General features: G+C 64.6%; 22 protein-coding genes. 5 read left to right on the top strand and 17 right to left on the bottom strand.

Annotated elements, in window-relative coordinates; genetic code table 11:
- Window position 1: 1 nt before the first annotated feature.
- The 6 genes from GAU_RS07810 to GAU_RS07785 all read right to left on the bottom strand — a co-directional run bounded on the left by GAU_RS07810 (window position 2) and on the right by GAU_RS07785 (window position 5,176).
- Window positions 2–985, bottom strand: coding sequence for a DUF58 domain-containing protein (locus GAU_RS07810; RefSeq protein ID WP_012683014.1), 984 nt, complete (start codon window positions 983–985; stop codon window positions 2–4).
- Complete coding sequence (locus tag GAU_RS07805; RefSeq protein ID WP_041266220.1) at window positions 982–1,956, bottom strand: AAA family ATPase; 975 nt, start codon at window positions 1,954–1,956, stop codon at window positions 982–984. The genes GAU_RS07810 and GAU_RS07805 overlap by 4 nt, the downstream gene beginning before the upstream one ends.
- 131 nt (window positions 1,957–2,087) lie before the next feature.
- Window positions 2,088–2,801 (bottom strand): pseudouridine synthase, encoded by a 714-nt coding sequence (locus tag GAU_RS07800; protein WP_012683012.1) that lies wholly within the window; start codon window positions 2,799–2,801, stop codon window positions 2,088–2,090.
- 407 nt (window positions 2,802–3,208) lie between these two features.
- The gene (gene scpB / locus GAU_RS07795; RefSeq protein WP_012683011.1) at window positions 3,209–3,763 is read right to left on the bottom strand and encodes an SMC-Scp complex subunit ScpB; all 555 of its coding nucleotides are present in this window, start codon (window positions 3,761–3,763) and stop codon (window positions 3,209–3,211) included.
- Entirely contained in the window at window positions 3,738–4,487 is a 750-nt protein-coding gene (locus GAU_RS07790) for a segregation and condensation protein A (protein ID WP_012683010.1), read from the bottom strand. Before GAU_RS07790 ends, scpB begins: the two co-directional genes overlap by 26 nt.
- 5 nt (window positions 4,488–4,492) lie before the next feature.
- A complete protein-coding gene (locus GAU_RS07785) occupies window positions 4,493–5,176 on the bottom strand; it encodes a site-2 protease family protein (RefSeq protein ID WP_012683009.1) in 684 nt (227 codons plus the stop codon).
- A 238-nt stretch (window positions 5,177–5,414) separates the two neighbouring features.
- Here GAU_RS07785 and rpsT point away from each other — a divergent pair, with 238 nt between their 5' ends.
- On the top strand, window positions 5,415–5,663 hold the full coding sequence (rpsT, locus tag GAU_RS07780; protein ID WP_012683008.1) for a 30S ribosomal protein S20: 249 nt from the start codon (window positions 5,415–5,417) through the stop codon (window positions 5,661–5,663).
- A gap of 80 nt (window positions 5,664–5,743) precedes the next feature.
- Here rpsT and GAU_RS07775 read toward each other — a convergent pair whose 3' ends face one another.
- From GAU_RS07775 to GAU_RS07730, 10 genes are all read right to left on the bottom strand, one after another.
- Entirely contained in the window at window positions 5,744–7,120 is a 1,377-nt protein-coding gene (locus GAU_RS07775) for a hypothetical protein (protein ID WP_012683007.1), read from the bottom strand.
- Complete coding sequence (locus GAU_RS07770) at window positions 7,117–7,860, bottom strand: class II aldolase/adducin family protein (protein ID WP_012683006.1); 744 nt, start codon at window positions 7,858–7,860, stop codon at window positions 7,117–7,119. The genes GAU_RS07775 and GAU_RS07770 overlap by 4 nt, the downstream gene beginning before the upstream one ends.
- Before the next feature lie 19 nt (window positions 7,861–7,879).
- Window positions 7,880–9,175 (bottom strand): dihydroorotase, encoded by a 1,296-nt coding sequence (locus GAU_RS07765; protein WP_012683005.1) that lies wholly within the window; start codon window positions 9,173–9,175, stop codon window positions 7,880–7,882.
- Window positions 9,175–10,134 carry an aspartate carbamoyltransferase catalytic subunit gene (locus GAU_RS07760; RefSeq protein ID WP_012683004.1) on the bottom strand — a complete coding sequence of 320 codons (960 nt, stop codon included), beginning with the start codon at window positions 10,132–10,134 and terminating at the stop codon, window positions 9,175–9,177. Before GAU_RS07760 ends, GAU_RS07765 begins: the two co-directional genes overlap by 1 nt.
- A gap of 4 nt (window positions 10,135–10,138) precedes the next feature.
- Window positions 10,139–10,690 (bottom strand): bifunctional pyr operon transcriptional regulator/uracil phosphoribosyltransferase PyrR, encoded by a 552-nt coding sequence (gene pyrR, locus GAU_RS07755; RefSeq protein WP_012683003.1) that lies wholly within the window; start codon window positions 10,688–10,690, stop codon window positions 10,139–10,141.
- 85 nt (window positions 10,691–10,775) lie between these two features.
- Complete coding sequence (locus GAU_RS07750; RefSeq protein ID WP_012683002.1) at window positions 10,776–11,252, bottom strand: hypothetical protein; 477 nt, start codon at window positions 11,250–11,252, stop codon at window positions 10,776–10,778.
- Between the two features lie 247 nt (window positions 11,253–11,499).
- The gene (locus tag GAU_RS07745; RefSeq protein ID WP_012683001.1) at window positions 11,500–12,726 is read right to left on the bottom strand and encodes an ATP-grasp domain-containing protein; all 1,227 of its coding nucleotides are present in this window, start codon (window positions 12,724–12,726) and stop codon (window positions 11,500–11,502) included.
- A gap of 64 nt (window positions 12,727–12,790) precedes the next feature.
- Window positions 12,791–14,008 (bottom strand): ATP-grasp domain-containing protein, encoded by a 1,218-nt coding sequence (locus GAU_RS07740; RefSeq protein ID WP_012683000.1) that lies wholly within the window; start codon window positions 14,006–14,008, stop codon window positions 12,791–12,793.
- A 2-nt stretch (window positions 14,009–14,010) separates the two neighbouring features.
- Window positions 14,011–15,603 (bottom strand): M28 family peptidase, encoded by a 1,593-nt coding sequence (locus GAU_RS07735; RefSeq protein WP_083765530.1) that lies wholly within the window; start codon window positions 15,601–15,603, stop codon window positions 14,011–14,013.
- Window positions 15,604–15,654: 51 nt separating this feature from the next.
- Window positions 15,655–16,512 carry an SDR family oxidoreductase gene (locus tag GAU_RS07730; protein WP_012682998.1) on the bottom strand — a complete coding sequence of 286 codons (858 nt, stop codon included), beginning with the start codon at window positions 16,510–16,512 and terminating at the stop codon, window positions 15,655–15,657.
- Between the two features lie 82 nt (window positions 16,513–16,594).
- On the opposite strand from GAU_RS07730, the gene GAU_RS07725 reads away from it, so the two are divergent.
- Both GAU_RS07725 and GAU_RS07720 read left to right on the top strand, forming a co-directional pair.
- Window positions 16,595–17,047 carry a winged helix-turn-helix transcriptional regulator gene (locus GAU_RS07725; protein ID WP_012682997.1) on the top strand — a complete coding sequence of 151 codons (453 nt, stop codon included), beginning with the start codon at window positions 16,595–16,597 and terminating at the stop codon, window positions 17,045–17,047.
- A gap of 44 nt (window positions 17,048–17,091) precedes the next feature.
- Window positions 17,092–18,234, top strand: coding sequence for an MFS transporter (locus tag GAU_RS07720; protein ID WP_083765529.1), 1,143 nt, complete (start codon window positions 17,092–17,094; stop codon window positions 18,232–18,234).
- Between the two features lie 53 nt (window positions 18,235–18,287).
- On the opposite strand, the gene GAU_RS07715 is transcribed toward GAU_RS07720, so the two are convergent.
- A complete protein-coding gene (locus GAU_RS07715; protein ID WP_012682995.1) occupies window positions 18,288–18,707 on the bottom strand; it encodes a hypothetical protein in 420 nt (139 codons plus the stop codon).
- Window positions 18,708–18,951: 244 nt separating this feature from the next.
- On the opposite strand from GAU_RS07715, the gene GAU_RS07710 reads away from it, so the two are divergent.
- Window positions 18,952–19,422, top strand: a complete 471-nt coding sequence (locus GAU_RS07710; RefSeq protein ID WP_012682994.1) for a hypothetical protein — start codon at window positions 18,952–18,954, stop codon at window positions 19,420–19,422.
- Between the two features lie 146 nt (window positions 19,423–19,568).
- Window positions 19,569–20,036, top strand: coding sequence for a hypothetical protein (locus tag GAU_RS07705; protein ID WP_156798949.1), 468 nt, complete (start codon window positions 19,569–19,571; stop codon window positions 20,034–20,036).
- Window positions 20,037–20,293: the final 257 nt, after the last annotated feature.

Genomic DNA, 20,293 nt, shown 5'->3' with positions numbered 1-20,293 from the left:
ATCACCGAACACGCGCAGGACGCGCCTGCGCTGGTCCAGGCTCCATCAAGGCCGCGTCGCCCAACGTGCCACGAGGACCGGTGCGGACCGCACCATGTGGTCGACGCGAACGTGCCCGAAAGAACGCGAGCAAGGCATCGACATAACCGAACTCTGTGTGCACCACGATTTCGTCGAGCCCCAGTCGGCCAAACAGCTTGCGTCTCGACTCGTCTTCCGCCGCCACGCGCGTGGCAAAGGCGCGCCGGACCTGCGGATGCGACGTGTCGATTTCCACGATCTCGCCGGATTCCGGATCTTCGAGTCGCGCCGGTCCGATGTCGGGCAACTCCCGCTCTGCCGGATCCTCCAACGTCACTGCGATCACATCGTGTCGCTGCGCGAGACGAGCCAGCGGGCGCTCCAGATCGTCGGCAAGAAAGTCCGACGCGAGGAAGATGACCGAGCGATGGGGGAGTAGCCGCATCATGCGATCGACCATCGCGGTCATCGAGGTGCCACGGCCGGCCGGCGTCACGGTGAGCAAGTCGCGAATGAGCCGCAGCGCATGCTTGCGTCCCTTCCGCGCCGGGAGCGCATGCTCCACACGGTCCGAGAACAGCATGAGCCCCACCCGATCATTGTTGCGCACCGCAGCCAGTGAGAGCACACCGGCCATCTCGATGGCCAGATCGTGCTTGAATCGCGCACGCGTCCCGAACCGCGAAGAGCCCGACAGGTCGATGGCCAGCATGACCGTGAGCTCACGCTCCTCCACATAGCGCTTGACGAAGGGTCGACCCATGCGCGCCGAGACGTTCCAGTCGATGGCGCGCACCTCATCGCCGGGCTGATATTCGCGCACTTCCGCGAACTCCATGCCCTGCCCCTTGAACAGCGAGCGATACTCGCCGGCAAATCGCGAGTCCACCAGTCGGCGCGTCCGCACCTCGATGCGACGCACCTGGCGCAGGACATCGGCGGGTGCGATCGCCGTGATGCTCACGGCGCGTTCACCACCGTCAGCAGGCGTTCCACGATCGTGTCGCTGGTGACACCTTCGGCATCGGCTTCGAAGGACGTGAGCACGCGGTGACGCAACACGTCCGGGGCAATGCTCTTCACATCGTCGGGCGTGACAAAGGCCCGGCCGCGCAGGAAAGCATGCGCACGCGCCGCCTGACCAAGCGCAATGGTGGCACGCGGGGACGCTCCGAATTCGATGAGCGGCTTGAGATCCGGCGCGCCGACTTCGGCCGGGAATCGGGTGGCGTGCACCAGCTCCACGATGTAATCCACAATGCGCTCATCCATGTACAACTCGGAGATGCGCCGACGGGCGTCCATCAGTTCTTCGGGTGATGCCACGGCGTTCACAGCAATGTTCTCGCCGCCCGCCATGCGCCGCAGAATCTCCTTCTCTTCCGCCCGGGTGGGATATCCCACGCGCAGCTTCATCATGAAACGATCGACCTGCGCTTCAGGCAGCGGATACGTGCCTTCCTGTTCGATCGGATTCTGCGTGGCCAGCACAAGAAACGGCTCGGTGAGCCGATAGGTGGTGCCGCCGATCGTGACCTGCTTTTCCTGCATGGCCTCGAGCAACGCCGCCTGCACCTTGGCCGGTGCACGATTGATTTCGTCGGCGAGGATGATGTTGGCGAAGATCGGCCCGTGTTTGACACGGAACTCGCCACTGGGCTGATCGAAGATCTGCGTGCCGATGACATCGGCGGGCAGCAGATCCGGAGTGAACTGGATACGCTGAAAACTCGTGCGCACCGTTTCGGCGAGCGTGCGCACGGTGAGCGTCTTGGCGAGCCCCGGTACGCCTTCGAGCAGCACATGGCCGCCCGTGAGAAGGCTGATCAGGAGCCGCTCCACCATGTATTCCTGGCCCACGATGCGGCGGGCCACTTCACGCAGCACACCCTGCACCAGGACCGCATCCTGCGATACGGCGACGCTCGTAGTCAACGCTGGATCCCGTGTCTGAAAGAAGCTGTCATTTGCGGCAGATACCCCGGGGCGATCGGTCTGCTCCACGGCGGGGACGAGCAGAGTGCTCCCTCCCCGGAAACAACCCGGAGAGGGACAACCCTGTGTGGCTACCCCTGACCGGTCAGCGCATCAAGTACGGTGCGCTCCGCACTGGTCAATGCCCGTGCCGCACCGGAAGGCAGTTCGCCAAGACGCACAGGACCGAAGCGTGTGCGCACCAACCGCTCCACCTCCAGCCCCAACGCGTCGCAGATGCGGCGTACTTCATGGGTACGCCCTTCTGTGATCGTCAGTTCGAAGGCCCAACGCCGCTCGCCGAGGGGATAGGCGGTCACTTCGGAAGGAACGACCAGGCCGTCGTCGAGCTTGACACCACGCCGTGCCTCACGAGCCGCCGTGACGGCATCACCGCGTACCGTGGCCACATAGGTGCGTTCCACTTCATGGCTGGGGTGGGTCAGTACGTGCGCCGCCGTACCGTCGGTGGTGAGCAGCAGAACTCCCTCGGTCATGAAATCGAGACGTCCCACGTACACGAGTCCCGGCGCGTCGTCCACGAGATCGAACACCGTGGCTCGTCCTTCCGGGTCCTTGCGGGTGGTCATGACCGCAGCCGGCTTGTGCAGCACGATCCAGCGATGCGCCGTGACCTGAGTGGCCACCGGCGTACCATCGAGCGTGATGCGATCACGGGCTGGATCCACCAACTGCCCAACAATCGCCGTGGTCCCGTTCACCTGCACACGGCCCTCGGCCACCGCCTTGTCGGCTTCGCGTCGGGAGACGGCGCCCACACGGGCCAAGGCGCGCTGCACACGCATCGGGCCTTCTTCACGTGCTTTGACGGTGCTGCCACTCCGTGAATACGGTGACGGCGCCTGACCGGGGCCCTTGCGCGGTCCCTTTCGACGGGGATCACCCTTGCCGGCACCCGCCTTCGGAGCGCCACCTGTAGTGGTGGCCTTCGGTGCCCCGGCTTTCGGTGCGCCAGGCTTCTGCGCACTCCGTTGCAGCCCGTCGCTCTTGGGCGCGCTGCTCCTCGGCGCTCCGGCCCGTGAAGAGGCGCCTTTGGCTGGAGGACCTCCTCGTGCCGGCCCCTTGGACGCCCCTTTGGCGGGGCCTCGCGCCGGCCCCTTGGCCGGTCCGCGGGCTGGGCCCTTGCCCGCCCCCCCTCTGGCTGACGACCCGCCCCGTCCGGCCGCGCCGCCGCTGCGACCACGCGGCGGCGTCACTCGGGCACGACCGCGGAGTTGCCCGCGCCGCGCAGGGCGATCGCGAGTTCATCGGCACGCGGCAGCTCCTCGAGATGCCGCAGGGCGAACTGCTCGAGGAATTGTGGCGTGGTGCCATACAGCAACGGTCGACCGATGCCCTCGCTGCGTCCGACGATGTCGATGAGCCCTCGTTCATGCAGGGACTTGAGCACCGAGCCCACCGCCACACCACGGATCTCTTCGATTTCCGCGCGGCCGATCGGCTGGCGATACGCCACGATCGCCAGTGTTTCGAGCGCGGCAGCGGAGAGCTTCTGCGGACGCACGGCCACCTGCGCACGCTCGATCGCCTCGGCGAATTCGGCCCGCGTCAGGATCTGCCATCCACCACCCTGTTCCACCAGCTCGACGCCATGCCCATCGACGTCGTAGTGCTCACGCAACTCGTCGACCGCCGCACTCACCGCCGCCGGACTGGCTTCGGCATCGAGGGCTGACAGGGCTTCGAGGGAAAGAGGCCGCGCCGCCGCAAACAGTGCGGCTTCAAGCAGCTTCGCTAACGGCGTCACGACGAATCTCCACAGAGGCGAAAGGCTGATGCTGCGCAAGATGCAGTTCGCCCAACTTCGCCATTTCGAGCAGGGCCAGCAGGACCGACAAAATCTGCCACGGCTCCGCGTCGGTACCGACGAGGTCGGACCAGCGGCAGTGGCGACGCATCGCAATGACCGAACGGATCGACGTCATGGCCCCGGCCACGTCGAGCGCGCGCGGGATGACTTCGTGCAGCGTCGGTTCCTTGCTCGTGCGCAACACGCGATCCACGGCACCGAGCAGATCGCCGAGTGCCAGCGCGAGGGGCGCATTGAGCGGCGTGATGTCCACCGACACCGGCACGAACCGGCGTGGGAACTGATGACGGCGCTCCTCGCCGCGACGCTCGAGCAGATCGACGATTTCGCGCATCTGCTGATACTCGAGCAGGCGACGTACGAGTTCGGCGCGCGGATCTTCCCACGCGTCTTCTCCGTCGGCGCGGGGCAACAGCATCTGCGCCTTGATGCGCAGCAGGCGGGCAGCCATCTCGAGATAGTCGGCTGCTTCGTCGAGCCCGAGCGAGCCGACCCGGGCCAGGAACTGCTCGGCGATGCGGGCGATGGGGATGTCGTAGATGTCGACCTGCTCATCGCGAATCAGCGACAGCAGCAGATCGAGCGGGCCGGTGAACTGGCTCAGCTCGACGACAAACGACGGCCCCTCGGCCTCGGCGGTGCGGAAGTTGGGAGCAATCACGCGAATTACGTGGCGAAGGGGTTGGGCAACAGATACGGAAAGTACACCCGCTCGGCCAGAATGCGCAGGAAGTACGCCGGCGAGAGCCAGGCGTCCACCAGCGGGCGGCCAAACGAAAGCACAGCGAAGAGCACCAGCAGTCCCACGGCACCAAGGCGCTGATACTGGAGCGACCACTTGGGCGGCAGGAGATACTTGAAGACGTGGGAACCGTCGAGCGGCGGGATCGGGATCAGGTTGAACGCCGCCAGGATCAGATTGATGAACACCCCGGCGATGAGCATCTGCTGCAGTACCCCAAGCGGGCGGATCAGACCCGGAATCTGCTGCCCGAGCACGCCCACGAGTATGACGAGCGGCACACAGGCGATCGCGATACCGACATTGGTGATCACACCGGCGAGGGACACGATGATGTCCCCACGACGGTAGTTGCGATAGTTGCGCGGGTTGACCGGCACGGGCTTGGCCCCGCCGAAGATCGGCCCCCCCAGAAACGCGAGCATCACCGGGAGGATGATGGTCATGAACGGGTCGATGTGCTTGATCGGGTTGAACGTGAGCCGCCCGAGCTGATAGGCGGTCATGTCCCCCTGTTTGAGCGCCGCGTACCCGTGTGCATACTCGTGGGCGACCATCGAGAAGAGCAGCACGGGAAACACGAGGGCGAGTTGCTGGGCGAAATCCACCGAGGCACCAGAGGGGGGTCCCGCCGGCGGGCGGCGGGGACGCGAATGCAAGCAAATCCGGATCGGAAGGTAGCCCGTGGCCGGAGGGGTGTCAAAACCGTCGCTGGTGGCGGAAAACGTACGCGCGTGCGGGAATCGCAGCTTGACCCCCGAGCCTGTGCTGGATATCTTCTTCGGTCTGTTCCGACACACATCCCACAGTACCGCGTAACTCAAGAAGCAGGACCAGGAGCTTTTCGTGCCGAATATCAAGTCTGCCAAGAAGGACCTTCGTCGGTCGCGTGCGGCTGCCGTCCGCAATCGCGCCCAGCGCTCGGCGCTTCGTACCGCCGTGAAGAAGGCCCGCGTGGCGACTGCTGCGGCGGCCGATCATCTCACTGCCGTCTCGCTGCTCGATCGCGCGGCACGCAAGGGCCTGATTCATCGCAACGCCGCGGCCCGTGTGAAGAGCCGCCTCGCCAAGCAGGCCGCAGCCAGCGCTGCCTGAGCCTGTTGGGCTGACCGAACAGACAGAAGGCCGGACTCACTACGAGTCCGGCCTTCTGTGTTTCTGGCGACCACTGCGGGTCAGAACGCCGCCAGCTCTCCCCCGCACCGCTCGCAGTACCACTCGGTGGGCAGGTTCATCGTGCCACACTCGGTGCAACGCAGGGTCTTCGGAGTCTCGCCCCCTGACGCGCGCGGGTTGCCTGACGCCTGATGGTTTGGCGCCTGATGGCTTGGTGCGGGAGGCAGCGGCGCGCCACCGGGGTCGATCACCGAGCGCAGGAACGCCAGATCATCGAACGGGTCGGAGGTATTCGACGGCGGAGTGGCGGTCGCGGTGAACGCATCCGGCTGCGCCGGTCCCTTGGCCTTCGTGGGCACATCGATCTCCACTTCGATGCCGTCCAGCGACTTCACGAAACCCGGATCCGCAGGCGCCGCATGGTCGGAGAACAGCGCCATGGCGTCGTCGAATTCCACCGGCGGAGCTCCGATGGGGTTCGGCGACGGCCGCGGCGGGATCTCCGAAACCAGGTTGATCACGGACTCCGGCAATGACCGTGACGGTAACCCATCGCGGACTTCGAAAAGCGCCGTCACGTCTTCGGCTTCGTCGTCGTGTGAAGCCACGACGGGCAGCGGTGTGGGTTCGGCGGCGCGTGCCTCGGTCTCCGCCGTGACCACACTGTCACTGCCAAGAGGCGTGGCGGTAGCCACCGATGCCAGATCACTGACCAGAGACACCGACACGAACTCGTTCACCGCCGGTGTCGCCGTCACTGGTGTCGCTGCAACCGGTGTGACGCTGGCCGGTGTGGGCACAACGGGTGCTGCCTCGGGTGCCGCCTCGAATGCCACCGTGACCGCCGCCGTGACCGCCGCCGCAGGCGTCGGCACATGCCCCGTTGGCGTGGGAGCGGCGTTGTCGACCACATCGCCACCTGGTGCGGTGTTCGATGCGAGGTCCGCAGCGGCGTCGGCGGCGATCGGCACGACCGGTGCCTCGACCATCGGATCGGGCTCCACGCGTGCACTGGCGAGCAGTGTCCGCACTTCGTCCACTTCGGTCAGCAGACCATCCCGCTCCTGCCCCAACTGCACGATGCGCTCCTCGACCTGCGCCCGCACCTCTTCCCAGCGGGTGTCGTCGAACTCGCCAACGGCGGTGCGCAGCATGGCCTCGACCCGTTCATCCTCGAGCGATGCGAGAGTGGTTTCGAGTTCCGACAGTCGATGGTCGAGCTCCGTGCTCAGGCTCGCCAGACCATCGACATGCGTGTGCAACTGGTTCATGACCTCGGCGCGACGGCCGCTGTAGTCACCAAACACGCGTTCGAATACACGCTGGGGCGTTTCCGCGCGGCGCGCCTCGAGGGCCGCCAGCCAATCGTCATAGCGCTGCCGTTCGGCGACGAGGACACGCACTTCTTCGATGGACACGACGTTCTGCTCCGTCATAGGGATCGGGAGGAAGGCTCAGAGGGAAGCTCACGCGAACGGCGAAGCGAGGCAAGCGCGGCGGCCTCACCGGCCGGGAGCCGCTGCTCTCCTCCCAGCAGGCGGGCCACTGCCACGATACGTGCGGCCTGCTCCACGCTCTCCATGCGCAGCAATGCGTCGGTGAGCGAGCGCCCCACTGCGGTCACACCATGATTGGCCAACAGAAACACCTCATGCGCGGCAAAAAACGGTTCCAGAACAGCGGCGAGTGCGGGGGTGCCCGGGCGTCCGTACGGTACCAGGGCCACCGGTCCCACAATCACCGGCACCTCCGGTAGTACATCGGCGGGCAGCGAAAGACCCGCCACGGCAAACCCCGTGGCCACCGGTGGATGGGCGTGCACGATGCCGCGCACATCCGGTCGCGCGGCGTAACACGCCACATGCATCCCCAACTCCGACGAGGCGCGGACCGGACTGTCACCCCGTGGTGTGTCGGTACCGTCACACATCCGGCCCATGCTCTCCGGCTCGTGATGCGGCGCGCCATCGGCGTGCACCCGCACCACCTGACCGGCATGGATGCGCGCCTTGTCCACGCCGGATGCCGTGATGAGTATCGTGCTATCCGACAGCCGCACGGAGAGGTTGCCCTCCGCACCTGCCAGCAATCCGCCGGCATGCAGACGACGACAGGCCAAGGCAAGAGCCTCGGCCTGTTCGACGATTTCTGCCAGCAGCCCCGTGACGGTGCTCACAGGGCGCGCATCATCTGGTTCACGCGAGCCGATACACCACGCGGCCGCCCACCACCGTGAGCAGCGCCTGGCCGGTGAGTTCATGTCCACCGTACGGCGTGTTGCGTCCCTTCGACTTGAACTGCTTCGGATCGACCGTCCACTTCTTGTTGGGGTCGAAGACCGACACATCACCCACCGCGCCGCGCGTGAGCGTGCCACCGGGCAGATGGAACACCTTGGCCGGCTTGCAGCTCATCGCGTCGATCATCTGCGACAGCGTCATCACGCCAGGATGCAGCAGGTATGTGCAATTGACGCCGAGTGCGGTCTCGAGGCCGACAATACCGTTCGGCGCATCGGCGAACTCGCGTTCCTTTTCGTCGTAGTGGTGCGGCGCGTGATCGGTCACCAGCAGATCGATGGTGCCGTCGGCCAATCCTGCCTGCAGTGCGTCGATGTCTTCCTGCGTGCGCAGCGGCGGATTCATCTTGGCATTGGTGTTGTACCCATCCACCGCCGCCTCGGTGAGCGAGATGTGGTGCGAGCACACCTCGGCGGTCACGTTGATCCCGCGCTCCTTGCCCCAGCGCACCAGTTCGACCGAGCCCTTGGTGGACAGGTGACACATGTGGATATGACCACCAGTGCGCTTGGCGAGCAGGATGTCACGAATGACATAGATCTCTTCGGCTTCGGCGGGGATGCCCTTGAGGCCGAGCTTTGCGCTCATGAGCCCTTCGTTCATCGACCCACCACGCGCCAGCGTCATGTCTTCGCAGTGCTCGGCCACCGGCACGTTGAACGCACGCGCGTATTCGAGCGCCGTGCGCATGAGATGCGCGCTTTCCACCGGACGGCCATCGTCGCTGAACGCGACCGCACCGGCCTGCACCATCTCGCCGAATTCCGCGAGGGTCTCACCCTTCTGACCGAGCGAAATCGCGCCGTACGGATAGACCCGCGCAAACCCGGCGGCCTCGCCCTGCCGCTTCACGAAACCCACCGTGGCCTGGTTGTCGGTCACCGGCTTGGTGTTGGGCATCGCACATACACCGGTGAATCCGCCGGCCACCGCGCTGTGTGCGCCTGTGGCAACGGTTTCCACATCTTCGCGGCCCGGCTCACGCAAATGGATGTGCACATCGATGAGGCCCGGAGCGACCACGAGGCCGCTCACGTCCACCACCTCGGCGCCATCGGGCGTACCGATGGTGCTGCCGGCGTGTTCGATCACGCCATTGCGCACCAGCACATCACCCACGACATCGAGGCTCTGCGACGGGTCGACGATGCGACCACCACGCAACAACAGATCACGTGTTCCGTTCGACATCACGCCACCCCCTTCTGCGCCGCATCGGCAAGTTCGGGCTTGCCGCCGGCAAGCAGATAGAGCACGGCCATGCGAACGGCCACGCCGTTGGTGACCTGATCGAGAATGACCGAGTGCGGGCCGTCGGCCACGTCACTGTCGATTTCCACGCCGCGATTCATCGGGCCAGGGTGCAGGATGAGAAGATCACGCGACGCATGTTCGAGTCGCGCACTGGTGACGCCGAAGACGCGGTTGTATTCGCGCAACGACGGGATGTAGCCGGCCTGCATGCGTTCGAGCTGCAGCCGGAGAATGTTGAGGGCATCGGCCCATTCGATGGCCGCTTCCACACGATCGAACACGGTGACACCCATCTCGCCGATGGCGTTGGGCAGCAGCGAGCGCGGACCGCACACGGCGACCTCCGCCCCCAGCTTCTTGAGCCCCCAGATATTCGAACGGGCCACCCGCGAATGCAGCACGTCACCCACGATGCAGATACGCTTGCCGGCCAGGTCACCCAGCCGGTCGCGCAGCGTGAGCATGTCGAGCAGTCCCTGCGTGGGATGTTCGTTGGTGCCATCACCCGCATTGATGACGTTCGACTCGATGCGTTCGGCCAGGAAGCGCGCCGCCCCCGATGCCGGGTGGCGGATCACCACCATGTCGATCTTCATCGCCTCGAGATTGCGCGCCGTGTCGACCAGGGTTTCGCCCTTCGACACACTGGAACCGGCGACCGCAACGTTGACCGTATCGGCACTCAGCCGCTTCTCGGCAAACTCGAACGAGATGCGCGTGCGGGTGGACGCTTCGAAGAACAGATTGACGATCGTGGCGCCACGCAGCGTGGGCACCTTTTTGATGGCCCGTTCGGAGATCTCACGGAACGGGATCGCAGTGTCGAGCACCAACCGGATCTGCTCGGCCGACAGCGGCGCGAGTCCCAGCAGGTCCTTGCCAAGGGGACCGGCCATCCGTTCAGCCCTCCTCTTCGCGCGCCGCGATCACCACTTCATCGCGCCCATCGAGTTCGGTGACAAAAACGTCGACGCGTTGATCCGGGGCGACTTCCACCTTGCGGCCCACGACATCGGCGTGGATGGGCAGCTCCCGTCCACCGCGGTCGACCAGGACCGCCAGCCCGATGCGCGCCGGGCGTCCGAAGTCGGCGAGTTCGTCGAGCGCCGCACGCACGGTGCGACCGGTGTACAGGACATCGTCGACAATCACGACCCGTTTGCCGTCGAGCGTCCACGGCAGCTTCGTGGCGCCGACGACCGGCCGAGGGCCGACGGTCTGCAGGTCATCACGATAGAGCGTGATGTCGAGCGCCCCACTGGCCACTTCCACCCCTTCCTGCGCCAGGATGATGCGCACGAGGCGGTCGGCGAGTTGCACTCCACGACGCTGGATTCCCACCAGTACGAGGTGGTCCGTTCCGGCATTGAGTTCGACGATCTGATCGGCCATGCGGCGCAGCGTGCGGTCGAGTGCACGCGCGTCGAGCACGACGGCTGGCTTCTTTGGCATGGCTGGCAATATAGGGACGTGAAAACAAAAAGGGCCCGCGATGACTCGCGGACCCGATGTGCTGGTGCGGTGTGCGGTCAGCCGCTCACCACTCCCGGTTGCTGGCCGGCGGCTCGGCGCCGGAGGGCTTGGGCGTGAACAGGCCGTGCAAGGGCGAGAGGTGCCGAGCGGCGGTACGAGCCGCGCGCAGACGGGCGCGGTCGACCGGAGGGACCATGCCACTGGCGGCATACATCGCGATATCGGCGGCCGCTCCCAGTGTGGCGGCGGCAAAGCCCTGCGACCATTCCGGCCCGTAGGGGTGGTTTTCGGCGCGTTCCTCGACGCCACGCCCAAACGCCAGGCACTTGTCGGCCGCTTCCCGCAGCGATCGGCTGGAGGCCAGATGGGCGACGACGACGTGATAGCCATCGCGGCGGCCCATGTGGAATGTCGCGGGCAAGGCCGCGTCTTCGACCGGGGGATGCACGACCCCGGTGGCGATCCCGGTGAGCATGACACACAGCTGGGAGAAATAGCTGCGGATCGGATCAACCGACGGCTCTTCGAGAATCCTGGACATGGCACCTGACGGGTCAGAGAACAGCGCGGACCACCCTCCGGCCATCCGCACCACACCGAAAGGCAAGCCCCGTGCCGCTACTGGATCGCTTTCACGGACACCCGTTTCCCTCTGAAAAAACCGCGTGGCCCCCGCACCACGCGATCAGTCGTTGCGGGAGCCCTACCACCGCTGAGGCGGCCGCGCCACATGGTTCCAAGGTGTCGCGGCCGCCAAACGTTCCACGATCCGTTGCGATCGGTGCCGATCAGCCGGCGTACAGATGCAGGTCCGTGCCCACGAAGTCCGCCAGGTCCTGCGTGGTCTGCCAATCCGGGTGACGCAGCGTGATGTACCCATCGGACAACAGTGTGCTCTTCCAATCGCGCCGCATGGAACCGATCGGCAGCAGGTCGATCGCGCAGATGGCATCACCACAGCGGGCCTTGATGCGATCCAGCCCCTCGATGCGATGAATGCGTCCCTGCCCGTGTGCCCGCTTCGTGATGCACGCCGCGTTGTACTTGCGCTCGATCTCGAGCGAAAACGTGCCCAGCAGCTCGGCCTCGGCCCAGCCATGAAACAGGTCCACATCACTCGCGAAGTTCATCAGGTCAACCGTGCGGGCACCGGGTGGACGCGCCGCGATTTCACCAAACACCACTTCCCCGTTGGCCTTGCGATACCACTCCATATGTGTGAAGCCGGTGTCGTACCCCAACACCTTGATGACCTGTTCACCAAGCGCCAGTCCACCGGCCACCCAGGGATCGTCCACGTGACGGAAGCTGAGCGTCTGCGGGGAAATCCACTCGTTCGTGCGCGCAATCAGCGGACGTGGGCGATAGTAGCCCACGTGGAAGTACTTGATGTCACCACCGGCGCAGATGGTGTCGTAGGTGAACTCTTCGCCATCGATGAACTCTTCCACATCGACCACCTCGATGTGCCCCAACTGCTTGATCGCCGCAGCCACTTCTTTTTCGTCGTCACACCGGAACGTGTCCTGCGAGCCCGCACCAGCGATGGGCTTGATGATGAGCGGATATCCCACCTGTTCCGCCGCGGCCCACACCTCGGCTGCATTGCTGGCCACCGCGTGGTGCGGCACACGCACGCCACCCGCCGACAGCGCCTGCTTCATCAGATCTTTGTTGCGGAAGCGAAGCGCCTGCTCGTAGGACTGTCCCGGCACCCCGAGCGCTTCCCGGATCTGGGCCGCCACTTCGACCCCAGGTTCCCACAGACAGCAGACACGATCGAGGGTGCGCGTGCCAAGCCAGCGCTTGATCTGGGCGATGGCGGCATCGGTGTTGGTGAAGAGGTCCGGTGCCTGCAGATAGTCGCTGAGATGCCGACGGGCCATCTCCGGCAATTCATGTGCAGGCCCGTTGGCCACCCCCAACACGGTCGCCCCATGTTCGGACAAGCCGCGCGTGAAGTGCGGCATCTCACCGGGATAGCCCGGCGTCAGCATCAGGACCGTCTTGGACATCGCTGGATGGGTTGAAAGAAGAGTGGTCACGCACATCGCCTCGTCGTGGACGATGCGCACGCGATCAAGCGAGTTGCACGCGAATGGTGGAGACAATGCGGACGAGCGCCTGCTCGACCACCGCCGTCTCCGGATGCCGAAGGATGATGAACCCTTCGCCTTCGTAACTGCCGGTGGGCGTCTGCCCCTGGTACGGCAATCGCACGTCGCAGATCAGATGCCCGAGTTCATGCTGGATGGTCTCGAGGCCGTGAATGTGCGCCACGCGACCTTCGCCCTGTCCGCGCAGGTAGGCGGCGCCGACGGCATAGCGGCGCTCCGGTGGGGTGAACGTGCCATGCACCATGAGCCGCACCCATGCCCCCACGAAGTCCATATCGTTGGCGCGAGACATCATCGTGGTCATGTTCGCGCCAGGCGGCCGCGCGGCGATCTCGCTGATGGCGAGTGTCCCGTCGGTGCGGCGAAACCACTCGCAGTGCGAGACACCGGTGGTCATGCCCAACGCCGTGAGAGCCTCGTCACCCACAGCCCGAATGTCGTCGTACTGGGCATCGTCCACTTCGCGTGGCAGCAACACCGTCCACTGGATCCACGGGTTCTCCAGCACCTCGAGTGGCGTGGGGGTGTAGCGGGTGAGTGAATGCCAGACAGCCCGGCCACCGATGGACACGGTCTCGAGGGAGTGTTCGGTACCCTGCAGGAACTCTTCACCAAGCATCGGATCTGCGGCCGAGGGCGCAAAGCGGGCCAGCATCGATTCGAGCTCGGCGTCATCGCGCACCCGCTCGGTGGATCGCGCACCGGCGCCGGCTGGTGGCTTCACCACGATGGGATAACCCACCTGCGCGACGAAGTGTCTGGCATCGAGAGCCGAGGTGATGAGCGCGTGTCGCGCCACCGGTACGCCCGCCGCTCGCAAGACATCCTTCATGCGGGCCTTGTCGCGGAACTGGTGGGCCGCATGGCTGGGCAGACCGGCAATGCCCAACCGCTCGCGCACCAGCGCCAGTGGCAACTGCGCCTGCTCGTACGCCCCGAAACAACGGGCGATGGCCCCATGCCGCGAACCCAGGGCGCGCACCGCCGCTTCGAGTTGTGTGACATCGGTGATGTCATCGATGCGCCAATGCCCCACCAACCGTTGCGCCAACGATGGCGCGAGCTGATCGAGTGATTGTTGGCTGACGACGGCCAATTCCACATGCGGAATGTTCAGCGTCGCCGCGATCATCTGTGTTGCGGCCGGCGAGAACAGGGGCGCCACAAAAATCACGAACATGGTCAGCGCTCGAGCTTGAAGCCTGGGTCGATCGCAGGGCGCTTGGGTGCCGTCGCGACGAACCAACCGGTGAGATACATCCACTTCGTCATGCGAGTGAGCTTGGCGTAGTCGATGCGCTCCGGCTTGTCACGCGGCGTGTGGTAGTCGGGATGCAGGTTGGTGCTGTACATGACCGCCGGAATATTGAGGCGGGCGTACGGCACATGGTCGCTGCGGAAATACCAGCCTTCCGGATGCGATGGCCGATCCCACAATGAATCAAGGATGAACTTGCCCGTGAGCACATTGGCCCGAAGGGCCATGGTCACCAGATCGGTGGAGTTGCGGTGCGGCGGTTGCACACCGAGCAACGTGGCCGTGTCCGGGTGGTTGCGTCCGATCATGTCACCATTGAGCACCGCCACGATGCGCTCGCGTGGCACCACCGGATGGGCGGCATGATACCGTGACCCCAGCAGACCACGCTCCTCGGCGCCGTGAAACACGAACAGGATGGAGCGCTTGCCCGGTTGCTTCACGAACGCACGTGCCGACGCCAGCAGAGCCACGCTCACCGAACCATTGTCGTCCGCGCCGGCCCACACCGAATCACCATCGACGTCGTAACGCACCCCGTCGTGATCCTGATGGGAGCTATACAACACGTATTCGTTGCGCAGCACCGGATCGGAACCCCGGATGACGCCGACGATATTCACCGATGGCGTTTCGAACCGCTCGAGACGCACGTGCGCCTCGAACGCCGGCGCCTGCTGCAATCGCACACCGGTGGCGCCGCGCACGAGGAACAACGGCGTGCCCGCCTGACTGGCCGGCACCGGCATCGGCGCACGCGTGGGTTGTGTGGCAAACCTCTGCGCAGCGCGGTCCACCTCGTAGCTGCCACGCGAGCGGATGGATGCCAGCCCGTCGAAGGCCTGGTCGGTCGTGGCATCGGCCACCATGATCACTGCCAAGGCACCACGCCGGGCCAGACGCTGCGTGGTGGCCTGAATGGCCGCATTGGCGTAGCGCACTTCGGCCGAATTGGTGGTCGTGCGCACACTCGACGCGCTGGGCGTCACGATGGGGGTGGCCACCACCTTGCCACGTACATCGATGGTGCTGTCGGCACTGTTGGCGAGCCACAGCACCGGCCCGTCCACATCCGCGCTGCTGCTGCCCAGCGGGAGAAAGTCCTTCCAGACTTCCAACGCCTGTCCGCCAAGTGACGCGTGCGTCGAGACCGTCGACACACGGGTGCGGATCATGTTCCACCACTGGAAGTAGCTGCCATCATCGCCGATCGGCCTCACGCCGATCTTCCGCATCTCATCGGCGATCCACATCGAGGCCCGCATTTCGTCGGGGGTGCCGGCCTCGCGCCCACGCATCCCGTCGCCAGCCAGCGTGTAGAGATCGCGCTTGAGATCGGCCTGACGAATGAGGGCCATGGCGGCCGGCACCTCACCAGCGCGAGCGCGCGCGGCCGACGTGGCCTGGGCGCCCAGCCCCGCCGGTGCGGCGACCAGCACCAGCGCCAGCAGCGCCGTCGCCACACCACCACGCCTGCCGTCAGTCCCGCAGGTACCCAGAGAAAAAGTCGTGATCATCGATCGGAGCGAGGATGTCAGGACGGGTACCCGATGGGACCACGTCCGCGTTCACTCCGATGTTGCAGCCAGTGCGTGCGTTACCGCAACGGGCAACGAGGTCGTCGGCCGGCCGATCAAGGCCGAGAGCTGACGGGAGTCGTCGAAGAGCGCCCCCTTGGCGGCTTCCACGTCCCACCCGGCGATGGCGTGGGCAAACCCTTCCGGCACCCCAAAGCTGGCCAGCGCTTTGGCGTAATCCGCGCTCGGCAGGTCGCGGTACGGCAGATCGCGTCCGGTCTGCTTGGCTACTTCCGCTGCGAGATCGGTCAACGTCACGGCGCTGTCGCCAGCCAGTTCGTAGACCCGTCCTTCATGTCCGGTAGACGTGAGCACGGCCACCGCGGCGTCGGCAAAATCGGCCCGCGTAGCCAGCGACAGCTTGCCCTGCCCCGCGCTACCGATGAACGCGCCGCCAGCCAGCGCTCCACCGATAGAGCCCGTGTAGTTCTCCGTGTACCAGCCATTGCGCAGCAACGTGAACGGGATACCGGAGGCCGCGAGTGCCTGCTCCGTCTGACGGTGTTCCTCGGCCAGGCTGATCGTGGACCGGTCGGCGTGCAGAAGGCTCGTGTATACGATATGACGTACCCCGGCCCGCTTGGCCGCATCGATGGCGTTCTGATGCTGCGTCGCCCGCTGGCCGATCTCGTTCGACGAGATAAGCAGCAGCGTATCGATGCCCTGGAATGCCTTCTCCAGGCTCGCGGAGTCGGTGTAGTCGCCCACCCGGACGGGAACGCCAAGGTCGGCCGCCTTGTCCGGATTCCGGACCACGGCGACGATATCGGTGGAAAGACCACGGGCGACGAGCTTTCCGACAATGAGGCGGCCAAGCTGGCCGGTGGCAGCAGTGATAGCGATGGACATGCCCTACTCCTGTTTCCAAGGTGAGGGCGATAGATTGTCACAGCACGAACTTTTCGTAAGTACGCACACAGAGGTAAGTGTCATGCACGGGGATGCCATCGTGACGCCGGAGACATTGTCGGCGAAGCTCGGGCGCGGGGATTTGCTGGCCGCGAACTGTCCATCGAGAGCGGTGCTCATGCACCTGACCAGTCGCTGGGGCGTGTTGGTGCTCATCGCGCTGCAGCACGGGACGATGCGGTTCAGCGCATTGCGTCGCCGAGTGGGAGGGGTGAGCGAACGGATGCTGGCGCAGACGCTGCAGGCGCTCGAGCACGACGGCATCGTGCATCGCGAAGCCTTTGATGTGGTGCCGCCGCACGTCGAGTATTCGCTCACGCCGCTTGGGGTGGAAGCTGCGGAGCATGTGCGTGTATTGGCCGATTGGATCGAGGTGCACTTGCCGGAGATCTCGGCGCATTGGCCGGCGGATGCAACACCGGATGCCACAACGGATATGGCAGCGGAAAGCACGAGAGACGCGGTGCTCGCGTGAGCGCGCGTATTCCGCGAGGGGTTTGGGCGCTGGGTTTTGTCTCGATGTTGATGGACATCTCTTCGGAGATGATCCATGCGCTGCTGCCCGTGTACATGGTGACCGTGCTGGGTACATCGGCTGTCGCGGTTGGCCTCATTGAAGGCGCGGCAGAAGCGATCGCCGCCGTCACCAAAGTGTTCTCTGGGGCACTCAGCGACTGGCTCGGACGACGCAAGCTGCTCGCGGTATTGGGCTACGGCCTGGCTGCCGCGACCAAGCCGATCTTCCCGTTGGCATCGTCGCTGAGCTGGTTGGTGGCTGCCCGATTCATCGATCGTGTGGGCAAAGGGATTCGTGGTGCGCCGCGTGATGCACTGGTTGCGGATATCACCCCACCAGAGATGCGTGGCGCCGCGTTCGGTTTGCGGCAGTCCCTCGATACGATCGGTGCATTCCTCGGGCCGTTGCTCGCTATCGGACTGATGTGGACCACGGCGAATCACTTTCGCACGGTATTCTGGGTAGCCGTCATTCCGGCGGTGGTGGCAGTGGTGGTGCTGCTCGTGGCGGTGCACGAACCCGCACGTTCGGCGGCGCAGCGCACAGCACGCATGCCGCTCCGGCGCGCGGAGATGCGGCAACTCGGGGCCGCGTACTGGCGCGTGGTGTTCATTGCCACCGCGTTCACGTTCGCGCGATTCAGCGAAGCATTTCTGATTCTGCGGGCGCAGTCGTTGGGCATGACCACTGCCCTCATTCCCATGGTACTGGTGGTGATGAGCCTCGCCTATTCGTTGTCGGCGTATCCCGTGGGGGTGCTGTCCGATCGCATGAACCGCACGACGTTGCTGATCGTGGGGCTGCTGCTCCTGATCGTGGCCGACGTGGTGCTGGCATTTGCAAGCACGTTCACGGCCTTGGGTATCGGTCTGGTGTTGTGGGGGCTGTACATGGGATTCACCCAGGGACTGCTCTCCACCCTTATCGCAGACGCGGCACCGGCGTCGCTGCGAGGCACCGCGTTCGGCGTATACAACCTGATCACGGGCGTGGTGCTGTTGGCGGCGAGTGCCTTGGCCGGGCTGCTGTGGGATCGGCATGGGCCCCAGGCCACGTTTCTGGCGGGTGCTCTGTTTGCGGCGCTCACCGTGGTGGGACTACTGGTCGTTCGAGATCGCGGGGCTGACGCTTCGGCTTCCGCCTGAATGTTCGACCTGTCTCCGCACGAGCGGCCGTTGCCACATCGTGCGGGGACCAATCACATGGGCCGACCGAACATGGAGCCGAGGTCTGATTCTGGCGGTTGCAGGCGAAAGTAGTCGATCCCGTCTTCCACAAAACACGCAATGCGATCGATGATCGCCGTGTGTTCGACGTTGGCGCGTGTGATGGGCGGCAGAAAGTACGAATACGGCCGATGCCATGGCGCCCCGTCGAATCGCGCATGAAACACCAGGGTCTCCGGAGCGACGTCGATCACCAACGTGCCACTCGCGTTCGTATCGGCCGGCAAGCCACTCGGCCGGAATCCAATGCGGATGGAATTTTCCGGCCGTTCATCGTGGAGACGCATGACATACGTGGGCGACGGTCGATGCGCCCCGAGGAAGTCCTGGACGGCGGGCAATGCCTGTTCTTTCAGCAGCCGGACCTGCGAGAGGGTCTGTTTCCGTCGCACCGCGCCTCCACGTCGTCGTCCCGAGTCGTCGGCTCAGGGGAGACATCCCCGCGCCGTGTCGCCGGGAAGGAATCGACTCTTGGCGGGGGTGTGGTGCCATTGTCCGAAAGGGGTAATTCTGGTTGGTCCATTTGAAACGGTTGGCCACCCAAGGTTGAAAGGGACCAGATCGGGAACCACTGTACAGCTCCACACTGCGCTGTGACACCCGCGAAGGTTCTGCCCTCTGTCGGATGAGGCACACATGATGTTCAGTATCATCACCGCCGTCGGGATTCTCGCGATCAGCGCTCAATTCGTTTCCAACGGGCTCCAATCTCCGTCGCTCGCTGAATCACGGAAAGTGTTGGGCGCCCCGTGCCTGACGGCCACGGACGAGGGCGTACGTGGCACGCTGAGTTGGTGGGAAGGTGTCATGTCGAGCACCAGGAATCTTGCGTATCGGCGAGCCACCAATTTGCCGCTGAAAGCCCAGCTTCCGGTGATTGTTTCTGATTCGGTCGTCTGCGCGAATCTCAAGCGGCGCGTGGATTCGATTGCGATCGCTGCAGATGCGAACTACGCCACATTGCATTTGCGTCGTTCGATTCTGGTCCTCTCACTGGACAGCGTTCTCATCGCTGCCGATCCACAACATCCGCAGGCCGGGCGGCAGATGCTGTATCACGTCTTCTCGCCTTCCGGCAAGTTTCTCTCGAAACATTACGCGTACTAGTTGCGCATGCTGATCCATTTGCGTCATCCGCCCAAGCACCGACTGCGACAATATGCGGGGGTGACAGCGAGCGCAGCCGATACTCGGCAGCTTCTGCTCCATCCCACGCAGCCAGCCCTCTACTTTCGTCAGGTAGGCGCCAGAATATGCGCTCATCTCTACTTGCTTCGACCATCGCTCTGAGTTTGGGCGCTGCTTTCGGTTCGGACCGCGCTTCGACGGCCGCCGCGACAACTCCTACCGCGTGCGAATTGGGTCAGGGCCTTGATCGCAGTGCACAGAGCTTTCTCCGCAGCGTACTGGCCGACACCGGACTCATTGGTACGAGCTATGCACCGACGCGTAGTGAAATTGGCATTGTTGGCATCAGCTACAGCCAAGTGGTGATCGTGCAAGATACGGTGATGTGTCGCCGGGCGATCAACGCTTGGCAGACCTTCTATGCAACGCTGAGTGCAGAGTTGGGCGCCAAGGCCGCCGCGATCAATAGCGGGATGCTATTCCGTATCACACCGAACCGGTTCATTCTGGCGATGCCGATGCTAAACCAATACTCGTTTCTCACATACATCGCGCTCGACTCGGCCTTCGTCGTCGTACGAAAGAACCTGTGAGACTAAGCTGCGTTTACGAAGTGCACCTGGTCAAGAGCTCCGTGCCGAGCACCGGTGTGTGACAAAACAGCCTAAGGGTGATCGAGCCATTGCGCTTGCCTATGCAGCAATGGCCTACGCCTTCCTGACTCGAGCGCGCTTCCTCGGCGATACGGATCCCTCTCGAACAGATCTTCTGGTGTTGCTGCAGCACATCACAAAGTGCCTCTATCGTGGCTGTTGGGAAGTTTGCGGCCGGTCAGTGATTCCGTAGCAAC

The sequence above is a fragment of the Gemmatimonas aurantiaca T-27 genome, from assembly GCF_000010305.1.
Lineage (GTDB): Bacteria > Gemmatimonadota > Gemmatimonadetes > Gemmatimonadales > Gemmatimonadaceae > Gemmatimonas > Gemmatimonas aurantiaca.
This window is presented reverse-complemented; position numbering and strand designations above follow the sequence as displayed.